The organism is Shewanella putrefaciens, assembly GCF_016406305.1.
Classification (GTDB): Bacteria; Pseudomonadota; Gammaproteobacteria; order Enterobacterales; family Shewanellaceae; genus Shewanella; species Shewanella putrefaciens_C.
The window spans coordinates 2,454,689-2,478,646 of sequence record NZ_CP066369.1 but is presented as its reverse complement, the minus strand read 5'-3'; the positions used below and the strand labels follow the sequence as shown (position 1 = coordinate 2,478,646).

Below are 23,958 nucleotides of genomic sequence, written 5' to 3'. Positions count from 1 at the left end.
ACTTCCTCCTTTGCCAGTCGGAGTCGGTGCAGTTTAGCCCCGCAAGTTATCCCAGCAAATTAGCTCAGCAAATATTCTCAATTTATCCGCTAAATTCCCTCGCGATTTTGTCGCTGTCACCTAAGATTATTGGCAGCAATCCATTTGCGAAAGGGATTGATTTTATGTCTATATTGAGATCTTGGCTGCATATTAGCCGCGGTTGTTGCTGTTAAAGATCCAACAGGTATGTTAAAACTCACTTGTTATTCTTAATTGTTATAACTATATTGCTAAATGATATTGTTCAAAGGGAGTTAACTGCATCTTTATTTATGAGTTTTTTTCTCCTTCTGATATCTTTCGCGAGATGTAACAGCATGTTTTTTTTCGCCCAAAAACAGAGGTGAAAAAATTTCACTGTGTACACAAAAAACATTGATTTCTTAGTTTATTTTTAGGTTACCTATCCTATGGTTAGCTTGTTGCGTTGCCAATCGTCCAAACCTTATTCGTCACTTCTGTGCTCACTAGCACTAGGCGTAGCTTTTGCTCTGTCTGGCACTGTGGTTGCTGAAGAGACAAAACCTGCTGAGAACAAACCAGTCACGACACCTGTGGTCACGCCACCGAAAGTGGCGACTCAGCCCGCGACTAAAAATCAAGTGAGATTCACTAAAACGGGCACTTTCGACGGTGATTACGTGGTGAAACTTGCTCGAAAATTAGCGGCGAAGCCCTATTTGACCCTGAAAGATCCCTTACCGGCAGGCCTTGCTAAGCTGACCTACGATGAGTATCGAGACATTCGATTCAACCCGGTTGCGTCTATTTGGCGTGATCAAGGTTTGCCGTTTCAAATGCAGATGTTTCACCGTGGATTTTATTTTCAAGATTTGATTGAAATTGCCATTGTTGAAGGCAATCAAGCGACTCACTTAGCCTATGAGCCTAAGTATTTCACTGCTGGTGAAGTGATTACCCAAGCCTTACCCAATGACGACATTGGCTATTCTGGTTTTCGTATCCATAACCAATTAAATACTAATGGTGTTTTTGATGAGTTGATGGTGTTCCAAGGGGCGAGTTATTTCCGCGCTTTGGGTAAAGGAAATGCCTATGGTCTATCGGCCAGAGGTTTGGCATTGAAAACGGCCGATCCAGAAGGGGAAGAATTTCCAATTTTCCGTGCATTCTGGGTAGAACGTCCACATTACGATAGCAACTTGGTTGTTGTTCATGCGCTTTTAGATAGTCCAAGTGTGGCTGGGGCTTACCGTTTCTCCGTGCGTCCTGGTGATAACACGCAAATCGACGTCGAAGCAACGCTGTTCCCGCGGGTTGAGCTAAGCAAAGTCGGTCTAGCGCCTAGTACTAGCATGTTCTTACATTCATTGAATGGTCGTCATGATACCGATGATTTTAGACCAGAGGTGCATGACTCGGACGGTTTGTTGATGTTTAACGGCCGCGGTGAACACCTGTGGCGCCCACTGGCAAATCCTCGCCAATTACAAGTGAGTGCCTTTGCCGACAACTCGCCGCAAGGCTTTGGTTTGATCCAACGTGAGCGTAGCTACTCCTCTTATCAGGACTTAGAAGCCCACTATGAGCGTCGTCCAAGTTTGTGGATCGAACCTTTAGGGAATTGGGGGCAAGGTGCGGTAGTGCTCACTGAAATTCCAACAGAATCAGAAATTCATGATAATATCGTCAGCTTCTGGAAACCGCGTCAGCCTATTCCTGCCGGAAGCGAATATCACTTTGCTTACCGCATGAGCTGGGGCGAAGAGCCCGTTGGCAAACCCCATGCTGTTGTGGTGAGCCGTACTGCGAGTGGTCGTGCCGACATCGCTAAAGCGACCCCAAGACGATTATTTGTTGTGGATTATCATGTCAACGGTGCTATGCCAGATGAGTTACCTCTTGCGAAGGTGGAAGCCTCTGGCGGCGTGATCTCTAACGTAGTTATCGCTCGCAATGCTGCTAATAACGGCTATCGCCTCGCGTTTGAGTTAGAGCCTGAAGATAAAGACCTTATCGAATTACGTGCTGAACTCAAGTTCCCAACACCGCGTCAGGTTGAAACCTGGCTCTATCGCTGGACGCTTTAAGGTCCATGACGGAGCAATAAAATATGACTGTTTCCGAGAATTCGCTGCTCGAGGCTGAAGTACTCGTGGGGGGCAGCGCCATGCCAAATGAAAGGCCTGGCGCTATGGAGCCCCAAAGTTTAAGCCAAATGCCAGAGGGTTTCCCACGTCGAAGCACTGTGGCTAACGGTGTGCGTTCAAAGTCCTCTAGACGCTTTTTTGTCGTGGGCGGTGCGTTACTGCTTTCTGCCTTTGCTATCTATGAAATGGGCGCAGTATTCAGTATTGGGGGGATCACCCCGCTGGAATACTTAATGCTGGTGTTATTTGCAATCAACTTCTGCTGGATCGCATTAGCCTTCTGTAGCGGTATTGCAGGTTTTTTAATCCTAATGCGAAAACCTAAGGCTAAACAGCTTGAGGTCACTGAGTTACATACTCGCACTGCGATTTTAATGCCGACCTATAACGAGTCTCCCGATCGGGTATTCTCTGCGGTGTCAGTGATGGCCGAGGCTTTATCCCAAACGGGTCATGGCCATGCCTTCGATTGGTTTATCTTAAGTGATACTACCGATCCCGAAATTGCCCTATTAGAAGAACAGGCATTTTTGGTGCTGCGCCAGGAAACCCATAAGCATTCCCGTGTGTATTATCGCCGTCGCCGTAAAAACGTGGCACGTAAAGCGGGTAACGTGGCGGATTTCTGCCGTCGTTGGGGGTCGCGTTACGATCACTTATTAGTGCTCGATGCGGACAGCTTAATGGAGTCCTCGACCATCACAGGGCTGGCCCAGCGTATGCAGGCCGATCCCGATGCAGGGCTTATCCAAACCATTCCTTCACTGATTAATGGCACGACCTTAATGGCGCGTTTGCAGCAGTTTGCGGCGCGTATTTATGGCCCTGTGATTGGCACTGGATTAGGTTGGTGGGTGCAAAAAGAGGGTAACTTCTGGGGACATAATGCCATTATCCGTACCGAAGCGTTTATGGGCGCAGCCGGATTACCTAACCTGAAGGGTAAACCGCCTTTTGGGGGGCATATTATGAGCCATGATTTCGTCGAGGCGGCATTGATACGTCGCGCCGGTTGGAGTGTGGTGATTGCCTATGATTTACCAGGATCCTACGAAGAATGTCCACCATCGATTATCGATTTAGCGGTACGTGATCGCCGTTGGTGCCAAGGTAATTTACAGCATTCGCGTATCTTACCGACTAAGGGATTGCACTGGGTGAGCCGTCTTCATTTAATGACGGGTATTATGGCGTATTTATCTTCACCCTTCTGGCTACTGCTGATTTTAACGGGCTTAATGCTCGCCCTGCAGGCGCATTTTATTCGGCCTGAGTATTTTACCGATCAATTCTCGCTGTTCCCAACATGGCCTATCATGGACTCGGATAGGGCATTGAGATTGTTCTACATTACTATGGGGGTATTGTTTGGGCCGAAGATTTTTGGTGTCCTGCTATTACTGAAAGATGGCGCATTTGCCCGTAGTGTGGGTGGTCGCATTAAAGCCATCTTCAGTGTGATATTTGAGGTCATACTCTCGGCGTTAATCGCACCTATCATGATGTTTATCCATTGTGGTGCCGTGATGTCGATTCTGATGGGACGGGATAGCGGTTGGTCGCCACAGCGCCGTGATGATGGCAGTATGCCTTGGCTTACGCTGATTTATCGCCATCGTTGGCATATGCTGGCGGGGGTGATGTTAGGTTATGCGGCCATTTTGGACTCGTTAACCTTATTAGCTTGGATGAGCCCAGCACTGATTGGTTTATGGTTTGCGGTGCCGATTTCGGCGTGGACAGGCTCGATAAAGATTGGTGAAGTCTTTAAGCGTGCGGGGATCCTCGCAACGCCTGAAGAGCGCAGTCCTGCTGCGATTTGTTTGCAGGCCCAAGACGCCAGAGCGGCTTATCAGGAACATATTTCACAGCCTTGGACATTAGCGCAGCTGTTAAAAGATCCTGCTTTGATGGAATTGCACTTAGCCATGGTGGACAAACAGCCCCTGCGTGCTGCGGGTACGCCGATTGAGCCTGTTGAGGCCATTGTGCATGTGAAAGTGCATGAGGCTCAATGTCAGCAAAGTGCATTAGCCCTATTCAATCGTCAAGAAATGGCGTTGATATTAGCTAATCCACTCATGCTGCGCAGTTTGCAGAAATTGCCGGAGCAGTTTGTGGCAGAAGATTTAGTGTCTTTCTGCTAATGCTGAAGTTAGCACTGAGTTGATGCCGTGCGGCAAGCCTAGATCTCATCAAGCTTGTGTTTAACCCAGATTAAATGCCACCGATAGGGTGGCATTTTTTTATCTATTCAATGGATCTGCGTTTATGCGAGTAAAATCCCGATTCTCGCGAATAGTTTTACTATAGTGATAGGAGAGTGGCATTAATATCATGTGTCAACAGGGAGAAGTATATGATGCCTGTGAATGGATTAACGCCGTGTAGACCTGCGCTATCTTTGCACTTCAGGGATATAGTGCCGCATATAGTGTGTTTATTTCTGTTCTTCATTCATCCGCCAGTTTACAGCCATATCGCTACCGAAGTGATGGTGGAGCCGACTCCCCAGGAGATTAACTCGCATCTTAATCCGTTGCAGCAATATCCACTGTTAGTCGAGCAGACATTGCTATTGGATTTGGCGGGGGTTAGCCCAGTATTTAGTGCTAATTATCGAACGCTCTCCCAGTGGCAGGCGGTTTTATTCGACCCCGCTCAAGTGGGCATATCCCAAGCACAGCAAGATGCAGAGTTGCAGCGGATGCAAGGGCAAGTCTTTGCCTACTGGCGTTTTATTGCGACGACAGCCAATAAAACGCTATCGGCCGAAGAAGACCCAGTTGTAGAAATGCCTGTTGCAGAAATGCCAGTTGCAGAAATACCTATGGTAGAAGCCCCTTTTATAGAAACCCCTGTTACAGAAGCTCCGGTCAATGACCCGCGTTATGTTGCAGTGTTAAACAAAATTAGCCAATTGGTACAACTTGAGGATAAGGGCGCTTGGGAACCTCTAGTGCTGGAGGAGAAACTGACCTTAGGCCAAGCCAGCCCAATAGTGAATACCTTAGCTCAACGCCTTTGGCTATTGGAGGACTCATCCTCAGAGCCAAGTGCTTCAACTGAATCGAATGAAGGGCAAATTTATACCGAGGAGCTCATGCAGAGCATTCAGGGGTTTCAGCGGCGCCATGGTTTAGAGGCCGATGGTGTCGTTGGTAAACAGACCTTGTTCTGGCTTAATCAATCCCCCTATAAACGCGCGCAGTTACTGGCAAAAAATGAAGTGCGGCAGAGAGTCTTTAGCCAAACACTCACGCCAAATTACTTACTTATCAATGTGCCCGCATTTGAGATGACATTAGTCGTGCAGGGGGAAATCGCTTTACGCTCTAAGGTGATTGTTGGTAAGCCTTCCCGGCAAACGCCTATCTTAGACAGTCAAATCTCCAATGTCGTACTCAATCCCCATTGGCGCGTGCCGCGCAGTATTCTACGGCGGGACATATTGCCTCACATCCGTAATGACGGGCATTATCTTATGGAGCGTGGATTTGATGTTTACGATGCCTCGGGGCAATTAGTGCACCATTCCCCCGAGGAGTGGCAAGCGCTGGCATTTTCCCGTTTTCCGTTTAAGCTGGTACAGCGTCCAGGCCCTAAGAATGCGTTAGGCAAGTATAAATTCCATTTTGAAAATGATTTCAGCGTGTACTTACATGGTACTTCTGAGCCAAGTCTCTTTAAAAAGGCCAATAGGGCATTATCATCTGGCTGTATTCGTGTTGAAAGGGTCGATGAATTGGCGTTGTGGTTTAAGACGCATTTGATTAAAGATACCGCTTTATGGGAGAAATTAACGCCAGATGTTACTCAGTCGCAGTGGTTTGCCTTATCCGGCACATTGCCAGTGCACTTGGTTTACTGGTCTGCATGGCTTGATGAGCAGGGGCTCGCGCAATACCGGAACGATATTTATCATCTGGAGGCTGAATTCACCAATGCTGTGCCAGCGGCAATTTTTTATTAGCCTTAAGCGCTTGAACTTTTTGACCATTTATTTATCTCAGTTTTAGCTCGCCGTTCAAGACTTGATCTGAGCGATGATTCAGTATAATTTGCCTTTTCAGTGTCCAAAAATAGAACAAATGGTGATGATGTGACTTTAATATGTCCTGCCCGTAGGCAGTTGTTGTTAGGCCTTGGTGGTGTGGCATTGTGTTCCTTAGTCCCTTCTCAGGCCATGGCGAGCCGATCCACAAAGGGGATCCGCGAGTTAAGTCTCTATAATCGCCATACTGGTGAACGTAACGACGGCAGTTATTGGGTCGATGGTCAGTACCAAAGTGAAGTGCTCGCAGATTTTAGCCATTTACTCCGGGACCATAGGCAAAATGTTGCAGCGCCCATGGATAAACGCTTATTCGATTTACTCTATACCCTGCGCAGTACGTTGAATGTGGATGATGAAATCCATGTGATCTCCGGTTACCGTTCACCTAAAACGAATGAAATGTTGGCAAATAAGAGCGGTGGGGTCGCGAAGAAGAGTTACCATATGCGCGGAATGGCCATGGATATTGCAATCCCGAGTGTGAATTTGAAGACCCTTAGGGATGCCGCGTTATCACTCAAATTGGGTGGTGTGGGGTACTATCCTAAGTCGGGGTTCGTGCATGTTGATTGTGGTCCCGTGAGGCACTGGTAGCCGAGCTTATTTGCCGTAGGATGTGTTGATAAAAAGCCTGTTCTAAGGCCTGTACTTCAACTAAATAATGCCTAAGGAGGGGCAAAAATTGCTGACCGAGCTTATTCATTTCCCTGTGCTGTTGCCAATCACAGATCAATTGATTTAAACACTGTGAAAATTGAAATTGTCTTTGCCTTTGGCATTCCACATCAGTTGACTCTGTTGTTTGCATCAGTTGGATCAAGCCATGATTTTTCTGTTGAGTGCAAGCCAACAACTCCAATAACTTCAATTCAATGGTCGTTTGCTGGTAGGGAACCGTTTCGATAAGGGACACGAGTTCACGGGCTAATTGACATGAAAGTTGATTTTCCAGTTGCAATAAATACAGCGCGTGACGCATGTTGAAGGGCATTGGTTAACGAAATTTGCCCGAGCTTAGCAGGCTTCTTTTAGTGCAAATGTGATCAATGTCTCGTGTTTTTCGTTTGCGATCAAAGCCGTTTCGCCCATGTAACAGCCAAGATACAAGTCTCCTAATTCTGTCAATTTTCTTTTGGACTCATAACTGTGCAGGGCGTACCTCAATGGCGTTCTTGTGGCACTATTCTTGTGTGTGCTGTGCAACTGTGTTAGTATGCGCGCGCTTTATATGAGTCATCATTGGTCGAAAATGATGACAACTTTTTACTCTAAATTTAAGTGAGAAACACATGTCTTACACTATTCAAGCACAAACCCGCACTGAAATAGGGAAAGGTTCGAGCCGCCGCCTACGCCATGCTGGTAAAGTTCCTGCTGTTATTTATGGCCAAGGCAAAGAGCCAGTTTCTATTGTTTTTGATCACAAAGACATCATTAACATCCAAGCTAACGAAGACTTCTACACTTCTGTAGTAACTATCGTTTTAGACGGTAAAGAAGTGGGTGTTCGTGCACAAGCTATGCAACGCCACGTGTTCAAGCCAATCATCGAACACGTTGACTTCGTTTACGCTTAATTGTCGTAATTGAAGCAAAAAAGCGCCTATAGGGCGCTTTTTTTGTACTTATCGTTTACCCTTGGCCGTCCACAAACTTGATTGTTCACAAACTTAGCCGACGCAATATCGCCGGCCAGAACTCTCGTGCAGAACTAATTGATATTAAAGTTGTAATAAATATCGAGGGATTGACCTAAGGTCCCTGACACTGTTTCAAGGTAGAGCTGGGATAACAGGTAATATCTTACTGTCATTTCATAGCCTGGGTTAAAGACGCCCACCCCGTATTTCACCATAAGTTTCTCGCCAATAAAGCCACTAATTGCGACGCGGCCCTCATCGTTTGTATCTAGCTGGACGTTAGAGAAGCCAAATTCTTCGATAATGCCAGTGGCAGTGCTGCCGATATTATTGATGGCACCACCGCCGCCAACCTGTGAACTTAGCCCTAAGGCCGCGCCCATCATGAGGGAGTTGTTTTGCTCGTTATTGGTATTATTAAATCCGCTGCCCTTAATAATGTAAGACAAGATCTCGGCTTGCTCTTTGGCGGGATTGGAGAAAAGTGTCACGACAGGGCGTGCCGGTGTGCCAGTGACTCGCACACCCGCAACCAGATCTTCACTCTTAATTTCTCGAATCGCTTCAATGTTCAGGTTAGGCACTGAGGTTGGGCCGACAAATTGGACTTCCCCGGTCCGAATTTTGAGGGTTTGCCCCATAAATTTATAGTTACCTTCTTTGACTTTGATATCACCAAATAGCAATGGCGGCCTAAACGCTTGTTGTTGCAACTTAAGGGTGCCCTGCAGCTTACCTTTAAGCCCCATACCATCAACTTTAAGATTGTTACCGACATTAATATTCAGATCGGCCACTATCGCATAGGGGCTGGCCTTCGGTTCTGTTGCGGCGATAGAGTCATCGAATACCACATCATCGGATAGGGCCACACCGCCTTCGGCAAGTTGTACGATCTTGATATTACCCGATGGAATATCGACCACGCCTTTGAGCTCAAGCTGTTGACTACTAAAGGCAAGTGTGACATCGGGTGACACATCGAGCAGCGCTAATGGCGGTTGGATCACCGCGAGTTTGTCACCTTTGATCGCCAGTTCACCGCTAAATTGTCCCTGGGGCCAACGTAAATTTCCCGTCACTCGCCCTAGACCATTCCCCATCATCCAGCGGCCCTTAAGTTCGGCTTGTTGTCCTCCGAGGGCCATAGACATATCGATTTTGTTGATTAAGGTCGGGTTAGCGGTAAGGGCAAATGCACCCTGTGTCAGGGCTATATTGCCTGAAACTGCGGGATCATTAAGTGTGCCTGCAAAGTTTAACTTACTGGTAAATAAGCCTTCGACAGTATTCAGCTGCGGGAAAAACTCACCCAGTGGTTGTAAATTAATTTGTTTAATATTGGCATAACCCGAAAGAGCACGATCCGGTGTCACATTTACTGTGATTTCACTCTGCCAGCTTGCGACCCCTTCAGATTCAAAGTTGATTGCAGACACGAGCCGTTTAGCATCTAAGGTTGAGCGTAGAGAAAGTGTCTGATAATTAACAGTGACTTCACGGTTTTTGGCCCGTTTAAGCGTGATACTGCCGGGGCTGAAATCCAAGTTAAGATCGGCGGTGGGTTTACGGCCAGCGGCCCAGGCGAGGTTAGCGAGTAGATTAGCATTACCATCCCAGTTCATATTACTCGGTAAAACAGGGACGAGCAGTTTTCCTGGATTGCCGGAATAGCTGAGCTGTACATCCCCCTTGTTGCCGAGCACGGTTTGATTGTTTAAGCAGAACCGACTATTGGGGTTGACGAGACAGAAGGGCGTGAGGCTGCCCCTCAGCTTGTTTTGATCCCAACTCAGATTGATGTCTTTATCTAACTGCCAAAGACCAAGTGGGGTTGCAAGATTGAGTCGATGGATTTCCGCTTGCAACTGGTTTTTTTTCTGATCGTAGTGGTTGGCGATACTGAGATCGAGCCCGAGATCGCCACTGGCATTGAGGGTGAGTTTTTGATCCTGAATGTTTCCCTTACTGCCAAGGGTGACAGTATCTAAGGCCTGTGAGCCAAGATTAAGTGCCTTTGACTTGAGGGATAGGGCAAACTCATGCTCATCTAAGGGTTTGTAATAGGCTTTAAGGGTGGATTCCCGTAGTTTGATATTTCGATAGATCAGATCCACTAGCTGTGCACTTAACTCAACCTGTGGGTGTTTCGCATCACCCGTGACATTGATATTAGCCTGCAGCTGGCCAGTGGCATGGGGTAGCCAGAGGCTAAAATCGGGAACCTGTAACTCACCTTCGAGGTTCCATTGGGTGTTGGCTTGTCCTTTAAGGCTAAGGGTTGAGCTGAGCACTTGTGCATTAAGCCCATTAGCACTGACATGCAGTGCATCATTGATACTCACATCCCCAGAAATATCAAATGGATAGCCCTGCATAGTGCCAGTTAACTCGGTATCGGTTAGCGCAACTTGCCAATGGGAATTATCGAGTTTACCTGTGGTCTGTAATTTCCCGGAGATCAAGCTTTTGAGTAATGGGCTAGTCGCAGGGGGCGCAGTATCGGTTTCACTTGGTTTATCTGCGCTGGATGGCAGCTTTAACGCTTGTAGCTTGATGCTATCGAGCACCACCTTGGCTTTCCATGCGAGCGCGTCGGCGTAATTGAGTTCTCCTTCGAGATCTAGGGTGCCAATATCGCCATTGGCCTTAAACTGTTTGACTAAGAGTGTTGTATCCCTATGCTCCAATTCAGTTTCTATTGCCAATACGTTATGGAAGGGCGTGAGCACATTGCCACTGACTTTCGCCTCTTGGGTGTCAAGGTTGCCTTGGGTGTCTATGCTAAGGTCGGTCACTGAATATTCCGCTTGTTGAAGCGGCCATTGCAACCTTGCTTGTTGCAGTTTTGCCTGATACGGGATCAGGGGATCTTTAAGGGTGATTTGCCCCTCTAGGGTAAAATCGGCATCGCCCTTGGCCAAGGCATTTACCCGCAGTTGCCCTAGGCTATCGCTTAAGCTCAGGCTTAACTGCTGCTGGGTGAGTTCGGGTAATTCTGCAAGTTGATTGAGGGTTAGGTCCACATTGAGTGACAGGGGGTAATCTTTCTCGAGTGCGAGTGTGCCGAGGATATCGACCTTACCATTCGTATGTTCGAGCACTAAATGATCTAAGGTCAGTTGATATTGACGGAAGCTTCCCTGTAATTCGGCATGGCTAAAATGGTCCTTACGCTCACCAATCTGCAGTAAGGTATTGTCTAAAATCAGGCTATTAACCGTCACCGGAAATGGCATAAACACTTGAGGTAGGTGTGCCATTGCCCACTCATCCGCAGTAGTTGCAGTAGTTGCAGTAGTTGCAGTAGTTGCAGTCGAAGTACCCTGTGGGAATTGGCCTTTGTCCGTTGGCGCTGGCGCATTCGCGGTTGTCGTTGCTTCTTCGCTAAGGGGAATAAAGACTAAGAGCCCCTCGCTCTGTAGGTGCTTGACGATAAGCCCTTGTGCAAACCAAGTGGCTGCGGCCTCAATCTGGTTGGCACTATAACGCATGCCATTGACTTCAACATTGACGGCATTGAGCTGCGCCATATCGAGGCTGATACCAAAGGGTAATACGAGTTCGGTATTCACTTCGGGCAAGGCTTCTACCACTGTCTCAGGTGTATCGTCCGTAGAGAGTTGCTCGGTATGAATTTTTACATCAACTTTATTGGCTGTGAGGGCGTTAACACACAGCTGTTTTTGTAATAAGCAGGTGGGCTGCCAAGCGAGGTGCAGATCCTCAAGCTCAACTTTAATGCCATCCATAGACCACGCCGCGTGGGATAAGGTCAGTTCCTTATTGATCGAGCCTGATGTGTAGCTGAGGTCAAGATCCGGTACAAATTGGCTGGCTAAGCCGACACTAATACGCGATCCAATTTCAGTGCCTAGTAAGAGTGCCATCAGCACTAACAGGGTTAATGGCACATAAATCAGAATACGAGTAAAGAGCTTAAATGCACGCCAGATGCGCTGTGGAAGGGATAACACTTTTGCCACAGCCGCAGTAACAGGAGTGTCCAGGGGCGTGTTATCCGGCGGAACATTGGCAGAGCCATGGGGATCTTGTGGCTGGCTCATAGTTCAGTTCCCATGGTTAAGTGAATACGCCAAGAGCGGTCGATGGTGTCGGTCTCTTTCAATCCTACCCCTAAATCTAACTTAATTGGGCCAATGGGGGAGATCCAATGAATACCGCCCCCGACGGATACAACGGGCTCAAATTGATCATTATCGAAGGCATTACCCGCATCGACAAAGGTCGCGACCCGCCAGGTTGGGGTGACATAGTATTGATATTCCAAACTTCCTACCATTAAATAGCGACCACCTATCACTTCACGATTGATGTTGCCATCGGCGTCTACATAGTCCAAATAGGGGCCGAGTTCTTGGTAGCCATAACCCCGGATAGTTTGGTCGCCGCCGGTAAAATAACGCAGAGAGGGGGGAACATAGGCCAGTTCGTTTTCATCGACTAAGTTAGCGCCTAAATCGATACGGGCGACCAATCTGTGATTATCGAAGAAGGTATCAATCCATTTAAACTTTGCCTGTAGTCTGGCTAAACGTATGTCCGAACCTAAATAGGGATCGGCATAATCCACACTGTATATTTGCCTAAAACCCGACTTAGGATCGAGGGAATTATCGCTCCGTGTGGTTTTAGAAAAGTTGATACCAGTCAAATATAAACTGGGGTTGTAATCGACGTCTGACTGGGTATATTCCTCTCGAATGGCATCGAGTGAGTAACTCATTAACCATTGATTATCCAATCTTTGTTGACGAAGTAATCCGAGTTGATATTTAGTGGATTCGAGTTGGCCTGTATTGCGAAAATCCCTATTCTCTGGCTCATAAACTTGGGTTACGCCGTATTTATCCCGTAGTAATCCCATCCGGATTTTCAGTTGATCGTCCAGAGGATGGGTAAGCGGAATTGTATACGTCGTTAAAAACTTTGGCCTGTCAGGTGACCACTCTAGGCTGGTTTCCTGGGAGTGGCCGTATTTGTTGACCTGGGGTGTACGCCAAGTCACCCGAACTCGGGGATCGAAGGCTTTATCTGTGGTTTGTCCTATGTCCGCCCCCAGACCCAGTTCAATGGAATGGCTGGCTTTTGGCGTGAGCTCCACTTTTACGGGTAACTGGTTATCCTTAGCCTGATCTATCTGCGGCAGTACTTTGATATTGGAGAAATAGCCAGTATCTAATAGCTGCCGATTGAGGGCACTGACGCGGCGGGTCGAATAGGCGGCATTTTCCTTAAACGGCACCAGTTTAGCTAAAATATCTTCCTCTAAGGTGTGGCCATCAAAACTGACTTGACCAAAGTGATAACGCTCGCCCGAGTCGAAATGCAGGCTAATTTGGGCAGTATTTAAATCCCGGTTAACCTTAATTTGCGACTGGGTGAACTCCCCATCAAAATAACCACGGGCTAGGGCGAGAGTGACCAGTTGGGATTTTAACTCCGAATAGGTCCCGTGGTTTAGGGTATCCCCGGGCTTTATATTGACTTGGGATAACCAGGTATCGAAGGCGCTATCTGTGAGCATGTCCCCGGAGAAGTTAATATCAACCCATTGAATTTTAATAGGCTCACCCGCAGTGACCGTGAGTTTGAGTTCCCAAGGCCCCTTATCGTTTTCAATCAATTTTTCTTCGACTTCGCCGTGGTAATAACCCATAGACTCTAAAGCGGTACTGACATTGTCTTCAACGTTGAACAAAAAGGCGCGGCGCTGCACCTCTGAATCGGGCAAATTACCTAAATGGGCGAGAATATTGCGCTGTAAAGACTCATCGACGCCTGTGACCGAAAGCGTTAAAAAATTGTCGGCGGCCACAGCCACTGATGTGACTAAACTCAGGCCAACAAGCAAATTGAGACGAAAAGAGAATGACGTGATTTGCAAGAATAGCTGCACTTTATGATCCCTGTGATGTGGCATCATTGTCGCCAGAATAAAAGCAACAGGCAAGGAGATGATTGAAATTAGTCATTGAAATGGTTACAAAGGACGCTACTGTTTAAGGGGATGTAAATAATGAAAATAAAATTAGCCACCTTTAGTTTAATAATCTCGAGTGCACTTTGTATGTCGCAACCCACCTACGCCAATGAAAAACCTTTCGCCATTGCTATCCACGGCGGTGCTGGCACGATTTCTAAAGCCAACCTGACCCCCGAACTGCGCCAAGCCTATAAAGACAAACTCAAGGAAGCCGTCGACAAAGGCTCTAAGGTATTAGAGCAAGGTGGTGATAGCCTAGTGGCGGTGCAAACGGCGATCAATGTCTTAGAAAACAGCCCATTATTTAATGCGGGTGTGGGCGCTGTATATACCTATGATGGTGGTCACGAGTTAGATGCATCGATTATGGATGGTAAAACCATGAATGCCGGTGCTGTCGCTGGGGTTCGCCATATCGCTAACCCTATCGATTTAGCCCTCGCTGTGATGAATAAGTCTGAACATGTGATGTTGTCGGGAGTGGGGGCGGAGGAATTTGCTTTAACCCAAGGCTTTACCTTAGTCCCTAACAGCCATTTTGATAGCGATGCCCGCTACCAGCAATTGCTCGATGCCAGACAGAAACTGCAAGCGGCTGAAAAATCAGCCCAAATTGCCGGCATTGAGATGAAGGATCTAGATTATAAATTCGGCACTGTGGGCGCAGTCGCCTTAGATAAAAACGGCAATTTAGCCGCGGGAACCTCGACAGGCGGTATGACGGCAAAACGCTTTGGCCGTATCGGTGACTCGCCTGTGATTGGCGCCGGCACCTACGCAGAAAATGGCGTGTGCGCTGTGTCAGCAACGGGGCACGGTGAGTTCTTTATCCGCTACCAAGTGGCGGGGGATATCTGTGCCAAGGTGAAGTACCAGCAAAAATCGATTATTCAGGCGGCCGATGAAGTCATCAATCAACGTTTGATCACTGCGGGTGGTTCAGGTGGCGTGATTGCGGTGGATCATAGAGGTAACATTGCCACACCATTTAATACCGAAGGTATGTACCGAGCGACTCGCAGCAATGGCGAACCCGCCCAAGTGATGATCTGGCAAGATCAATAACGGAAAAATATCGCGCTTATTGCGCATGCCCCAAAGCTAAAAAGCGAGCATTAGGTTAATCCTGCTCGCTTTTTATCCTTAGGGTGGAATATTCTTCTCTGCTCCGTTTTAGTTAATCCAGCCGAGCCATAGCCACCACAGATAATCCAGCGGCATGAGTGCAACTATGGTTATTGCTGCCAGCGGTAAGGTGAGGCGAAGTAGTTTAGTTAAGGGCTCTTGGGATAATTGCATAGCCAAAATTAACGGAGCCACCTGATAAGGAAAAATCACGGTTGAGAAACCGATCACCTGCGTCATTAATACCGCTGGGGTGGAGAAGCCGGTTGCATTGGCAAAGTCTGCTGCCATGGGGGATAACACAGTCGGTACACCAGGAACCGTTGCCACTAATCCCGTTAGCGTCGCGATTAACGATAACGACATAAAATTCAGGAACGATGTCCCTTGCTGCAAGGGTAACCATTCACTGAACAGTTGGCCTAGCGCAGTGCCGAGCCCAGAGTGATTGACGAGTGCTCCCAGACCTAATGCCGCCGCGACAAAAATGACGGTCGCAAAATCCACCGAACTATTAAAACTCTTAGGCTCAAGCACTCCCCATTTGGGGAGCAATAGCAAGATAGCGGTTGTTAATCCTACCCACGCCGGATTGATCCCGTGCAGTGAGTCTGTCACCCAAAACAGTAAAGTGATCGCAAGTAACAGTGCAACTTTCTTTTGCATACCAAGATGATAGGTTTCTTTTTCAATAACGCGTTCAGACTGATTTTTATCAATTTTTGCAGGAAATAGAAACACCACTAGCACCACAATCAATATTGATTTGAGCAAACCAAGGATTGGAAAATGCAATAAGAGGTACTCGGTATAACCAAAATGGATATTGAATAAATTCTCACTGGAACCCGCCAATATCATGTTGGGAATATTCGCGGGCAACACGGCAAAACTGGGCATGTTACACGCCAGTGCCAAGGCGGTCGCAATGCCTATCCGCCCATGGCTTCCACGAGCAAAACCGACTTGCTCGGCTAACGCCATACCAATAGGCACCAGTACCACTGCACGGCCAACGGATGAGGGCATCACAAAGCCAAGCAGCACGGCACTAAAGACCAAACCCGCAATCAAGCGTGGATAACTTGTGGTCAGTATGGGGGTAATCAAACTGGCCATTCTACGACTTAAACCAGACTGAGTGATGGCACTGCCGATCACAAATCCCGAAATGATTAACCACACCGCAGTCGAGCCGAATCCGGAGAAAAGTATGCTCGGCTCAATGAGTTTAAAAATGGTGGCAAGGGCAAAAAAGATTAATCCCGCCATAAAGGGCGGGAAAAAACCTGTGCTCCAAAACATCAAGGTCACTAATACTACGCCTGCGCTGTAGGAAAACACCGCGGGATGCTGACTTAGCGGAAAAAGCGCCAGTAAAGTAGCGATCAACAGTGCACTGAAAAAGGCTAGCTGTTTAACGCCAATAAAACGTTTCATGCTTACCGACCTATTGGGTTGAATACGTAAAAGATGCCTACTAAGATAGCTGACTTAGTTTGGCGTTTTAAGAGGGTAATATGTCAAAACATGTTTCTAAAGCGACAATGTTAACCCCCAGTGATGCGGCGTTTATCATAGATGCCACTCGGCCAGTGCTGACCCATACTCGCAATATGGCGGCGGAAGCGGACATAGAGCCGCACTCGCACCCGCGGGGTCAGCTACTTTGGGCCGCCAAAGGTTTGTTACGTGTTCGCAGTGAAAATGCCGTCTGGGTGGTACCCTCAACCCATGCTGTTTGGATCCCCTGCAATTTGCCCCATCAAGTGAACAGTGAAACCCACGCCCATACTCGCAATATTTATATTGACCCTAGTTATGGCGTTAGGCCACAGGATACACAAGTGGTGATGGTGACTATGACAGCGCTGATGCGTGAATTAGTGCTTAAACTTTGTGAAAGTTCACATCTTATGGACAGTGGACAACTGCATCGGCTGGGTTTGGTTGCCATCGATGAGCTCCAAACTCTGGACAGTCTGGATGCCCATTTACCTGCTGGCTCAGATCCAAGACTCAGCCGCTTGATCCAAACGCTGATCCGACGTCCAAAAGTGAGTTACTCACTGACCGAGTTAGCCGAAATGGGCGGCGCGAGTGTGAGAACGATTGAGCGACTATTCAAAGCTGAAACTGGGCTTACTTATCGACAATGGCGACAAAGATTTCGTTTGTTAAACTCGCTTGAGAGCTTAAGCCAAGGGGAGAGCACGACTATGGTGGCCCATAGTCTAGGTTATCTGAGTGTCAGCAGTTTCAGTGCCGCCTTTAAAATGCAATTTGGTTGCACGCCGCAAGATTACCCGCAGCATAAGCCGATGAAAAGCAGGGGGGATCAGTTTATTCCTATGCAAGAATAAATTAAGTCAGTCATAACAATATCTATGTTCTTTATATCGTTTCTTATCATCGCCCTGTAAGCGTTGGGCTAATGTTCGTAGCAGCTTGTGGAAGTCGAGTAACAAGCTCCGCTCTTTTATGCTCAAGCCTGTTAAACCTTTCTTGATAAGGGGCTAATGAAATAATGCCAGAGCAGAGTATGAATTTCCCAACGGGGTTATAGCGGTATTGGCTGAGTGCTTCGATTGAGAAACTATTAGGGCATTCCACTATTGAAGCTGTTCCAGTTAGGATCTCTGCATAACGATTAGCAGTATCTTGGTGTTGCATCAATGGTAACAGTAACCACTCTGTTAGCTTTGTACTTATGTCAGCATCACTGGTGACCATCGTCGCTCTGGTTATCTGAGTAAAGTAATACCATTCCCCCATTTTTACATTGTCAAACGAAAGGACTTCCGGTGATAGTGGATGCTGCCAGCTTGGTGGTAACGCCTCGGTTTGTTGTGGGTGCGGCAATTGACTCATCAACAACTCTCCAAGTTTCATATTCGCTTCCATCCCAACATTACTCATTATCTTAGCGATAAGCTTATGAGTGCTTGCTGATAGACGTTGCCAAAATAGCATATCTTGGTTGATTGCCTCGGCGACTTGTAGGGGATCCATAGTGCTGGCATTGGTTAGTACATTAAACAGATAGAGTTTTTGTGCTGCTAACAGATGGGAAATGGGCATAATATCTGTAAAAACATTAAATTGGCTGCCATCCTGCCAAGTGCCGATATTGAGTAGTTCCTGGTAGCGAACGATTAACCAATTATATTCATCGAGTAAGGCGTTATGACTGCTCTCTTGTTTAAGTACTGCATTACAGCTGGAGAGAAAATCATCTTCTTTGATGCATTGATCAAGCGGTAATTGGGGCTTTTCAAAACGGACTCTTTGTTCATTTTCAGGCTTATCCATGACCTCTAGGTGTTGTAACTTCTTGAGGCGTTCTAGCCCCACATCCATTGGTGAAGCAGTATTGCTGGTATCAAAACCGAGTGCAAATACATAAGCATTATTGTTAAGGTTATTTGAGAGTGCATTATCACTTTCTTCTATGTTGGCTAAGTAGTTTTTTGCCAGTTCAGAAGGTGGGCTATCTCGTAAATTTATGAGCAGAAGGATGAGATATAAACTGACGGGAATACACAGTAGAGAGATTAAAATCCATTTTATTACTCGCAAAAAACGTCGCATCAAAAATCCCGTTAACAATTTTAAATATCATTAATTACATACTGTAACATGATTTTATTGCTTGGGAAGTAAGCATGCTAGAACAGCATCTAGACTGCTGTTCTAGCCTGTAATTTATCAAAGTATCGTTAAGCTAATGCGCTATTTTAATTGGTGATTTCAACTTGCTATTTCAATGCCGCTGGGACGATAGGGTAATAATCCCAGACTTGGCCATCGGTCATAGATCGCACCAGTTTGATGTATTCGGCATGGGTCCAGGCGAGCGGTGTGGCAGAGTTGGTGCCTTGTCCGAGTTGGTAGTGGTAGCGGGTGGCATCGCCGACACCGTCCCACGCTTGCTCGGGTAACATCATGCCCGCATTCGCAAAGGTTTCCATGCCTTGCACATAGGTGTTGATCAACTGCTGCTTGGTTTGCTTGGCATTATTGCCAGTTAGCTCGCCTTTTGCTTGGGCGAGTGCTAATTCAAAATGACCGCGCTCGCCGGTGAAGAAGGGCCAGATTCGGCCGCGTTGATCGGTGCTGTTGCTGCCGGATTCTGCGTAGTTCTTGCCAGAAACCGTATCCTCGCCGTAGCCGTCGTTGCCATAACGTCTAAAGCCGGGGATAGTGCTGCCATCTTTGGCGGTGAATTCGTATTTAAGGCGTAGGTTGTGCTCAAGCTCAGTATTATCAATCAGTTGAAGGCTTTGATTGATGAGCTTATCGGTTGCACCGCGCACGCCATAACGTACCAGTTCTAAAAATCCTCCATCGAGGATCTGGCGTTGATCTAAACCTTGCTTACCGTTATTCGCCGCCAGTGTATCGCTAGTATTTGGCTCGCCATTGGGGCTTAAACGTAAATAGTAAGGCGCGCTGACATCTGCGCTGTTCTTCAATAGCCCTTGGGTGGTGACTAAGTGTTTTTCTAAGCTATCACTTAGGTCTTTGGCCGCGGTAAGATAACGGGCGCTTGAAGTCATATCTTTAGCTTCTTTGGCGATTTCACTCGCGGCAATAAGACCTGCGATCACTGCGGCCGTTGTCGAGGGGGAGTAACCCGCTTGTTCTTCCCAACGTTCTTGCTGAGTTTTAGGTGGGGTGATCTGGGTGTGATTCCAATCCAGATTGACCTCACCGCCGCTGATCAAAAAGTCCGCTGCACCTTTGAGCATCTCTTGATACCAGTGACTGATCTCATCTTGGCTGAGCACGCCCGCTTGCCAGAGTTTCCAACCGAGCATGATCGGCATGGCAGTTTGATCGAGCTGCACGCCGACCCATTCAATTTGGCCATCCACATGGGTCTTTTGCAGGAACCAACCGGGCGTACCCGTAAAGCCGGGCGTCTTTTCGGTCACTTGCACTTTTTTCAGGTATTCGAAGGCCACCTTGGGCGTTTGCGTGTCACCCATGGCGAGGAATGCCATGGCACATTGATAAAAGTCCCGCGGCCATACCGCTTTATAGCCAGTGCTCGGCACGGCTGCCGAAACCGTATCGCCCCAAGGGTTAGAAAGTGAAGCGATAAGTGCACCCGCATAGGTTTTATCTTCCTGCGCTTTCAAGACCATAGCACTGGTATACAGCAGCTTGCCGCTATCTGTGGTGCTGTTGGCCATGTTAGCGATGGTGGGCAGTGAGCTTAGGTAATCCTGCCAGCCTGCATTGTAATGGCTGAGCACAGCATCATAACCTGCGGCCAAGGTGGCATCGGCATTGGCTAAACTCTGGGTTTCATCTTTACCAAAACCGATGGCGAGATTAACAGTGACGGGTTTGGCTTTAATGAGCGTAGGGTAACTCGCGGTAAAGGCGATATTACCGACGGTCGATTTATCTTGCGCACTGGTCGTTTGATAGGGCGTATCGAGTTTGCCGTTATCGGCCAAATCGGCTAGGCCATCGGAGACGCCGACAAATCCAGTTGTAGCCTGCACAAAATTAAGATCGGATTTTACCGTCATCACGCTGCTGTCTTTGGCGGCGGTATAGGCCACCAGCGCCTGATTGCCAGTATGAGTGTTTGCATGATTGTCAGTATGATTATTAGCATGAGTGTCGATGCGGCCGATATCATTGGCGCCTGCGTTATCGATATGCGGGTTGACATACAAATGCGGTGTAATGCCGTCTTCATAGGCGGTAAAGGTCACGCGCATCATCAAAGTGTCGCGGTCAGGATCGGTAAAGATATGCTTTTCAATCTGATACTTACCTTCAACATCTTTATTGATAATTTTATAGGCAAGGGATTGCGGTCGACCATTAGTATCTGTATCTAAATATTCTATGCTGCTGATGGTGTTATCTTTTTCGGTATCGACAAAGCCATTACCTGTGACCACAAATTGCAATTCTTTGAGCTGGGCATTGTGGATAAGGCCATACATGGTTTCGGTCAAAATACCTTGGGCGAGGGAGAACCAGACGCGGCTAACGGGGTTTTGCGCCGAATCTTGATATTGGCCTTGGGTATAAGGTTCAAAGGACGTCCCAATCCCCGTTTTACCCGAAAATGCCCAAGTCGGCGCTTTACCCGGTGCGCCGGGGGCAATTGACTCTTCCTGAGCTTGGGGCTGAGAGTCTATTTCACTGGGCGTTGAAACCGTTGATGATGTGGATGGCGCAGGGGAGCAGGCTGTTAATCCAAGGCTGCAGATAACACTGGTCGCCATCGCCAACACTAAGGGTTTGATACGAAAATGGGACAAAGTGCTGCTGTTGTGCTGGTGTCCTTGCGGTGTTGAGTTTACGGCCATGTTAATTCTCCCCAAATCAGAGTGATATATTGTTATTTGTCGTTAAGTCTGATGATTTATGTCGGTTGATTTTGCTCGACAAAAAGCACTGCGATACCGGCACACATCATAAGCACGCCGCCAGTTACCAGGGCATAAATGGGCTGATTATCAAATAAGGTATTGAGGATTAAGCCTAAAACGCTTGCGGCCAATAACTGCGGAATAACGATAAAAAAGTTAAATATCCCCATGTAAACGCCCATTTTTTGCGGCGGTAACATGCCCGACAGCATGGCATAGGGCACAGATAAAATGGATGCCCACGCGATACCTACACCTATCATAGGCAGCCATAATAGGCTGGGGTCTTTGATAAAAAAGAAACTAATCAACCCTATACCACCACAGAACATATTGACTGTGTGGGTCAGCTTGATGCCGATACGCTTAGCCAGCATAGGAATAAATATTGCGGCAATGGCGGCAAAACCATTGTAGGAGGCGAATAGCACGCCAACCCAATCTGCGCCGTCGTTATAGGCCTTAGACAACACATCACTGCTGCCAAAATGGTAGGACGTCACGGCAGACGTGGTGTAAATCCACATGGCAAACAGTGCGAACCAAGAGAAAAATTGCACGATCGCCAATTGATGCATGGCCTTGGGCATATGGAATAAGTCATCGACTACACTAAATACCATGCCGAGCTTATGGCGTTCAGTGGGGTGTGAATTACCTAAACGCAGTGCGCAATACAGTTGTAATGGACCAAAGGCGAAAATCCCTAAGCTTAAGATATACAGTTGCTTATCTAAATCCTGCGCCCAAATAGCGAAGGTGAACAGGGCGCCGAGACCCATCCACACGAAGGACGCAAATTGATAGTCCTTGCGGGTACGGTGGCGGGTTAAGGTTTCATCTTCGCCATTGAGGTGTTTGGCATTAAAGCTGGCTAATTCTTCAGGGGAATATTCTCTTGTCGACACCACTGTCCAAGTGACGGCGAGCAAGAGTACCGCGCCGCCAAAATAGAAGGCATAACGCACTGAATCGGCAATTTCACCCGCTGGTGCCGTATTCGCAACATCAAAATAGTGAGTCAAAATATAGGGTAAGGCCGAAGCCACCACAGCGCCAATGCCGATAAAAAAGCTTTGCATGGCATAGCCTTGGGTGCGCTGGCTTTTGGGTAAATTATCACCGACGAAGGCGCGAAACGGCTCCATGGCGATGTTGATTGAGGCATCCATGATCCACAACATGCCGGCGGCAATCCACAGGGTAGGTGAGTGCGGCATGATAAAAATGGCGAGTGTGGTAAAAATCGCACCAATCAAAAAATAGGGGCGGCGACGGCCAAGGCGTCCCCAAGTATTATCACTTAAATACCCAATAATAGGTTGAACCAATAAACCCGTCAGTGGTGCGGCAATCCACAGTATGGGGATTTCATCGATAGAGGCGCCCAAGGTTTGAAAAATGCGGCTGACGTTGGCATTTTGCAGGGCAAACCCAAATTGAATGCCTAAAAAGCCGAAGCACATATTAAAAATTTGCCAGAAACTCAGCTCAGGTTGTTGCTTGAATACAGGTGTTGCCTTGGGCGCAGTAGCTTGATGCTCTTGTTGACGGCTAGTTGGTTGATGATTCAAAGACATTGAACTTCCTTTCTGTTGCTGGCAGTCGTTCTGCCCTGAGTGCTTATTGTTTTAATTGTTTGCCTAGCAATGGATAGTTTCGCACAGGTTGTAAATGAGAATGCTCGGTGAAAAAATGGCGAATATACTCCTCCCTCAGAAGCATATTCGCCGATAAATTCATTTCAAATTTGGATCTAATACCTTAATTCAAAGGGGTTAGTCCAAGTGAGTGGCCAAAGCCAGTCAGCAGAAAGAACTTAAGCCTGATAGCAATCCTTGTAGCCCTATCAGAAACGACCTCACAGATTTCAAACCCCACAAGCAGAGGGTGAAACGAGCGGATTTATAGTAGCCTCGGCGTGGATTTGTGCACAACCGCTTACATACGTATTCATCATGGGTTGATAACCCGCGGTAAACAGAGGTGCAACCTGCTGTTGATCATTTTTAACTTGGGCGGCGGGTAAGTTCATTTGACACTTTAGGGCCGCACTATTATATAGTCAGCGGGGAGAAACCTATTGTATATGCCCCGACTTGCTGAATAAGAGGATACCTATGTTTGTTGTTTCGCTCACCTATAAAAAGCCCATCGCGGAAGTCGAGCCACATTTAGCGGCTCATATTTGTTATCTCGACGAATGTTATGCTAAGGGCATTTTTATCGCATCGGGTCGTAAGGTGCCTCGAACCGGCGGCGTTATCCTTGCAAAGGCTGAGAGTCGCGCGGCGCTAGAGGCTATTTTGCAGCAAGATCCCTTTTACCTTGAAGACGTTGCCGAGTTCGATGTCATAGAATTTATCCCCACGAAAACGGCGCCTGGATTAGAGGCGTTGATTGAAGTGATTTAATCTATATCTTTGTTGAATATTAATCCGTGCACTTGGTTATAACTGGTTTGGCGGGTTGGGGGACATAGCGTTCCCCATTTGGGTGGTAGTCGGTGTTTATGATGTTTTTAGGCGAACTTTTCCGATATTCTGCGTGCTAGTTTGTTATTATGCCGTTTTCC

The 23,958-nt window shown here is 47.4% G+C and carries 15 protein-coding genes; 8 read left to right on the top strand and 7 right to left on the bottom strand.

Going from position 1 to position 23,958, the window contains the following annotated elements; translation table 11 throughout:
- The first annotated feature begins 452 nt into the window (after positions 1-452).
- The 4 genes from JFT56_RS10750 to JFT56_RS10735 all read left to right on the top strand — a co-directional run bounded on the left by JFT56_RS10750 (position 453) and on the right by JFT56_RS10735 (position 6,804).
- Positions 453-2,093, top strand: a complete 1,641-nt coding sequence (locus JFT56_RS10750; protein ID WP_198780103.1) for a glucan biosynthesis protein G — start codon at positions 453-455, stop codon at positions 2,091-2,093.
- 23 nt (positions 2,094-2,116) lie between these two features.
- On the top strand, positions 2,117-4,300 hold the full coding sequence (gene mdoH, locus JFT56_RS10745) for a glucans biosynthesis glucosyltransferase MdoH (protein ID WP_198780102.1): 2,184 nt from the start codon (positions 2,117-2,119) through the stop codon (positions 4,298-4,300).
- 212 nt (positions 4,301-4,512) lie between these two features.
- Positions 4,513-6,126: a L,D-transpeptidase family protein gene (locus JFT56_RS10740; RefSeq protein WP_198780101.1), complete on the top strand. Its 1,614-nt coding sequence runs from the start codon at positions 4,513-4,515 to the stop codon at positions 6,124-6,126.
- A 129-nt stretch (positions 6,127-6,255) separates the two neighbouring features.
- Positions 6,256-6,804, top strand: coding sequence for a DUF882 domain-containing protein (locus tag JFT56_RS10735; protein WP_198780100.1), 549 nt, complete (start codon positions 6,256-6,258; stop codon positions 6,802-6,804).
- Here the strand turns inward: JFT56_RS10735 and JFT56_RS10730 are convergent.
- On the bottom strand, positions 6,755-7,189 hold the full coding sequence (locus JFT56_RS10730; protein ID WP_198780099.1) for a hypothetical protein: 435 nt from the start codon (positions 7,187-7,189) through the stop codon (positions 6,755-6,757). The two genes, JFT56_RS10735 and JFT56_RS10730, sit on opposite strands and share 50 nt — an antisense overlap.
- Positions 7,190-7,499: 310 nt before the next feature.
- Here JFT56_RS10730 and rplY point away from each other — a divergent pair, with 310 nt between their 5' ends.
- Positions 7,500-7,787: a 50S ribosomal protein L25 gene (gene rplY, locus JFT56_RS10725; protein ID WP_198780098.1), complete on the top strand. Its 288-nt coding sequence runs from the start codon at positions 7,500-7,502 to the stop codon at positions 7,785-7,787.
- Between the two features lie 134 nt (positions 7,788-7,921).
- Here the strand turns inward: rplY and JFT56_RS10720 are convergent, their stop codons facing one another.
- Together JFT56_RS10720 and JFT56_RS10715 are read right to left on the bottom strand one after the other, a co-directional pair.
- Positions 7,922-11,917: a translocation/assembly module TamB domain-containing protein gene (locus JFT56_RS10720; protein WP_198780097.1), complete on the bottom strand. Its 3,996-nt coding sequence runs from the start codon at positions 11,915-11,917 to the stop codon at positions 7,922-7,924.
- A complete protein-coding gene (locus tag JFT56_RS10715; RefSeq protein ID WP_233095510.1) occupies positions 11,914-13,770 on the bottom strand; it encodes an autotransporter assembly complex protein TamA in 1,857 nt (618 codons plus the stop codon). Before JFT56_RS10715 ends, JFT56_RS10720 begins: the two co-directional genes overlap by 4 nt.
- 120 nt (positions 13,771-13,890) lie before the next feature.
- Between JFT56_RS10715 and JFT56_RS10710 the strand changes: the two genes are divergently transcribed.
- Complete coding sequence (locus JFT56_RS10710) at positions 13,891-14,922, top strand: isoaspartyl peptidase/L-asparaginase family protein (RefSeq protein ID WP_198780096.1); 1,032 nt, start codon at positions 13,891-13,893, stop codon at positions 14,920-14,922.
- A 108-nt stretch (positions 14,923-15,030) separates the two neighbouring features.
- On the opposite strand, the gene JFT56_RS10705 is transcribed toward JFT56_RS10710, so the two are convergent.
- Entirely contained in the window at positions 15,031-16,422 is a 1,392-nt protein-coding gene (locus JFT56_RS10705) for an SLC13 family permease (protein WP_198780095.1), read from the bottom strand.
- Between the two features lie 80 nt (positions 16,423-16,502).
- Here JFT56_RS10705 and JFT56_RS10700 point away from each other — a divergent pair, with 80 nt between their 5' ends.
- Positions 16,503-17,345, top strand: a complete 843-nt coding sequence (locus JFT56_RS10700; RefSeq protein ID WP_198780094.1) for an AraC family transcriptional regulator — start codon at positions 16,503-16,505, stop codon at positions 17,343-17,345.
- Between the two features lie 46 nt (positions 17,346-17,391).
- On the opposite strand, the gene JFT56_RS10695 is transcribed toward JFT56_RS10700, so the two are convergent.
- From JFT56_RS10695 to JFT56_RS10685, 3 genes are all read right to left on the bottom strand, one after another.
- A complete protein-coding gene (locus tag JFT56_RS10695; RefSeq protein ID WP_198780093.1) occupies positions 17,392-18,573 on the bottom strand; it encodes a hypothetical protein in 1,182 nt (393 codons plus the stop codon).
- A 167-nt stretch (positions 18,574-18,740) separates the two neighbouring features.
- A complete protein-coding gene (locus tag JFT56_RS10690; RefSeq protein WP_198783552.1) occupies positions 18,741-21,236 on the bottom strand; it encodes a glycoside hydrolase family 15 protein in 2,496 nt (831 codons plus the stop codon).
- Between the two features lie 140 nt (positions 21,237-21,376).
- Positions 21,377-22,963, bottom strand: coding sequence for an MFS transporter (locus JFT56_RS10685; RefSeq protein ID WP_233095509.1), 1,587 nt, complete (start codon positions 22,961-22,963; stop codon positions 21,377-21,379).
- 540 nt (positions 22,964-23,503) lie between these two features.
- Between JFT56_RS10685 and JFT56_RS10680 the strand changes: the two genes are divergently transcribed.
- Positions 23,504-23,797, top strand: a complete 294-nt coding sequence (locus tag JFT56_RS10680; protein WP_198780092.1) for a YciI family protein — start codon at positions 23,504-23,506, stop codon at positions 23,795-23,797.
- The last annotated feature ends 161 nt before the right edge of the window (positions 23,798-23,958 follow it).

Excerpts from the sequence above, each read along its gene's own strand:
- JFT56_RS10750 (WP_198780103.1), top strand. The coding sequence starts at position 453 with ATGGTTAGCTTGTTGCGTTGCCAATCGTCCAAACCTTATTCGTCACTT.
- mdoH (WP_198780102.1), top strand. The coding sequence starts at position 2,117 with ATGACTGTTTCCGAGAATTCGCTGCTCGAGGCTGAAGTACTCGTGGGG.
- JFT56_RS10740 (WP_198780101.1), top strand. The coding sequence starts at position 4,513 with ATGATGCCTGTGAATGGATTAACGCCGTGTAGACCTGCGCTATCTTTG.
- JFT56_RS10730 (WP_198780099.1), bottom strand. The coding sequence starts at position 7,189 with ATGCGTCACGCGCTGTATTTATTGCAACTGGAAAATCAACTTTCATGT.
- rplY (WP_198780098.1), top strand. The coding sequence starts at position 7,500 with ATGTCTTACACTATTCAAGCACAAACCCGCACTGAAATAGGGAAAGGT.
- JFT56_RS10720 (WP_198780097.1), bottom strand. The coding sequence starts at position 11,917 with ATGAGCCAGCCACAAGATCCCCATGGCTCTGCCAATGTTCCGCCGGAT.
- JFT56_RS10710 (WP_198780096.1), top strand. The coding sequence starts at position 13,891 with ATGAAAATAAAATTAGCCACCTTTAGTTTAATAATCTCGAGTGCACTT.
- JFT56_RS10705 (WP_198780095.1), bottom strand. The coding sequence starts at position 16,422 with ATGAAACGTTTTATTGGCGTTAAACAGCTAGCCTTTTTCAGTGCACTG.
- JFT56_RS10700 (WP_198780094.1), top strand. The coding sequence starts at position 16,503 with ATGTCAAAACATGTTTCTAAAGCGACAATGTTAACCCCCAGTGATGCG.
- JFT56_RS10695 (WP_198780093.1), bottom strand. The coding sequence starts at position 18,573 with ATGCGACGTTTTTTGCGAGTAATAAAATGGATTTTAATCTCTCTACTG.
- JFT56_RS10690 (WP_198783552.1), bottom strand. The coding sequence starts at position 21,236 with ATGGCGACCAGTGTTATCTGCAGCCTTGGATTAACAGCCTGCTCCCCT.
- JFT56_RS10685 (WP_233095509.1), bottom strand. The coding sequence starts at position 22,963 with ATGTCTTTGAATCATCAACCAACTAGCCGTCAACAAGAGCATCAAGCT.
- JFT56_RS10680 (WP_198780092.1), top strand. The coding sequence starts at position 23,504 with ATGTTTGTTGTTTCGCTCACCTATAAAAAGCCCATCGCGGAAGTCGAG.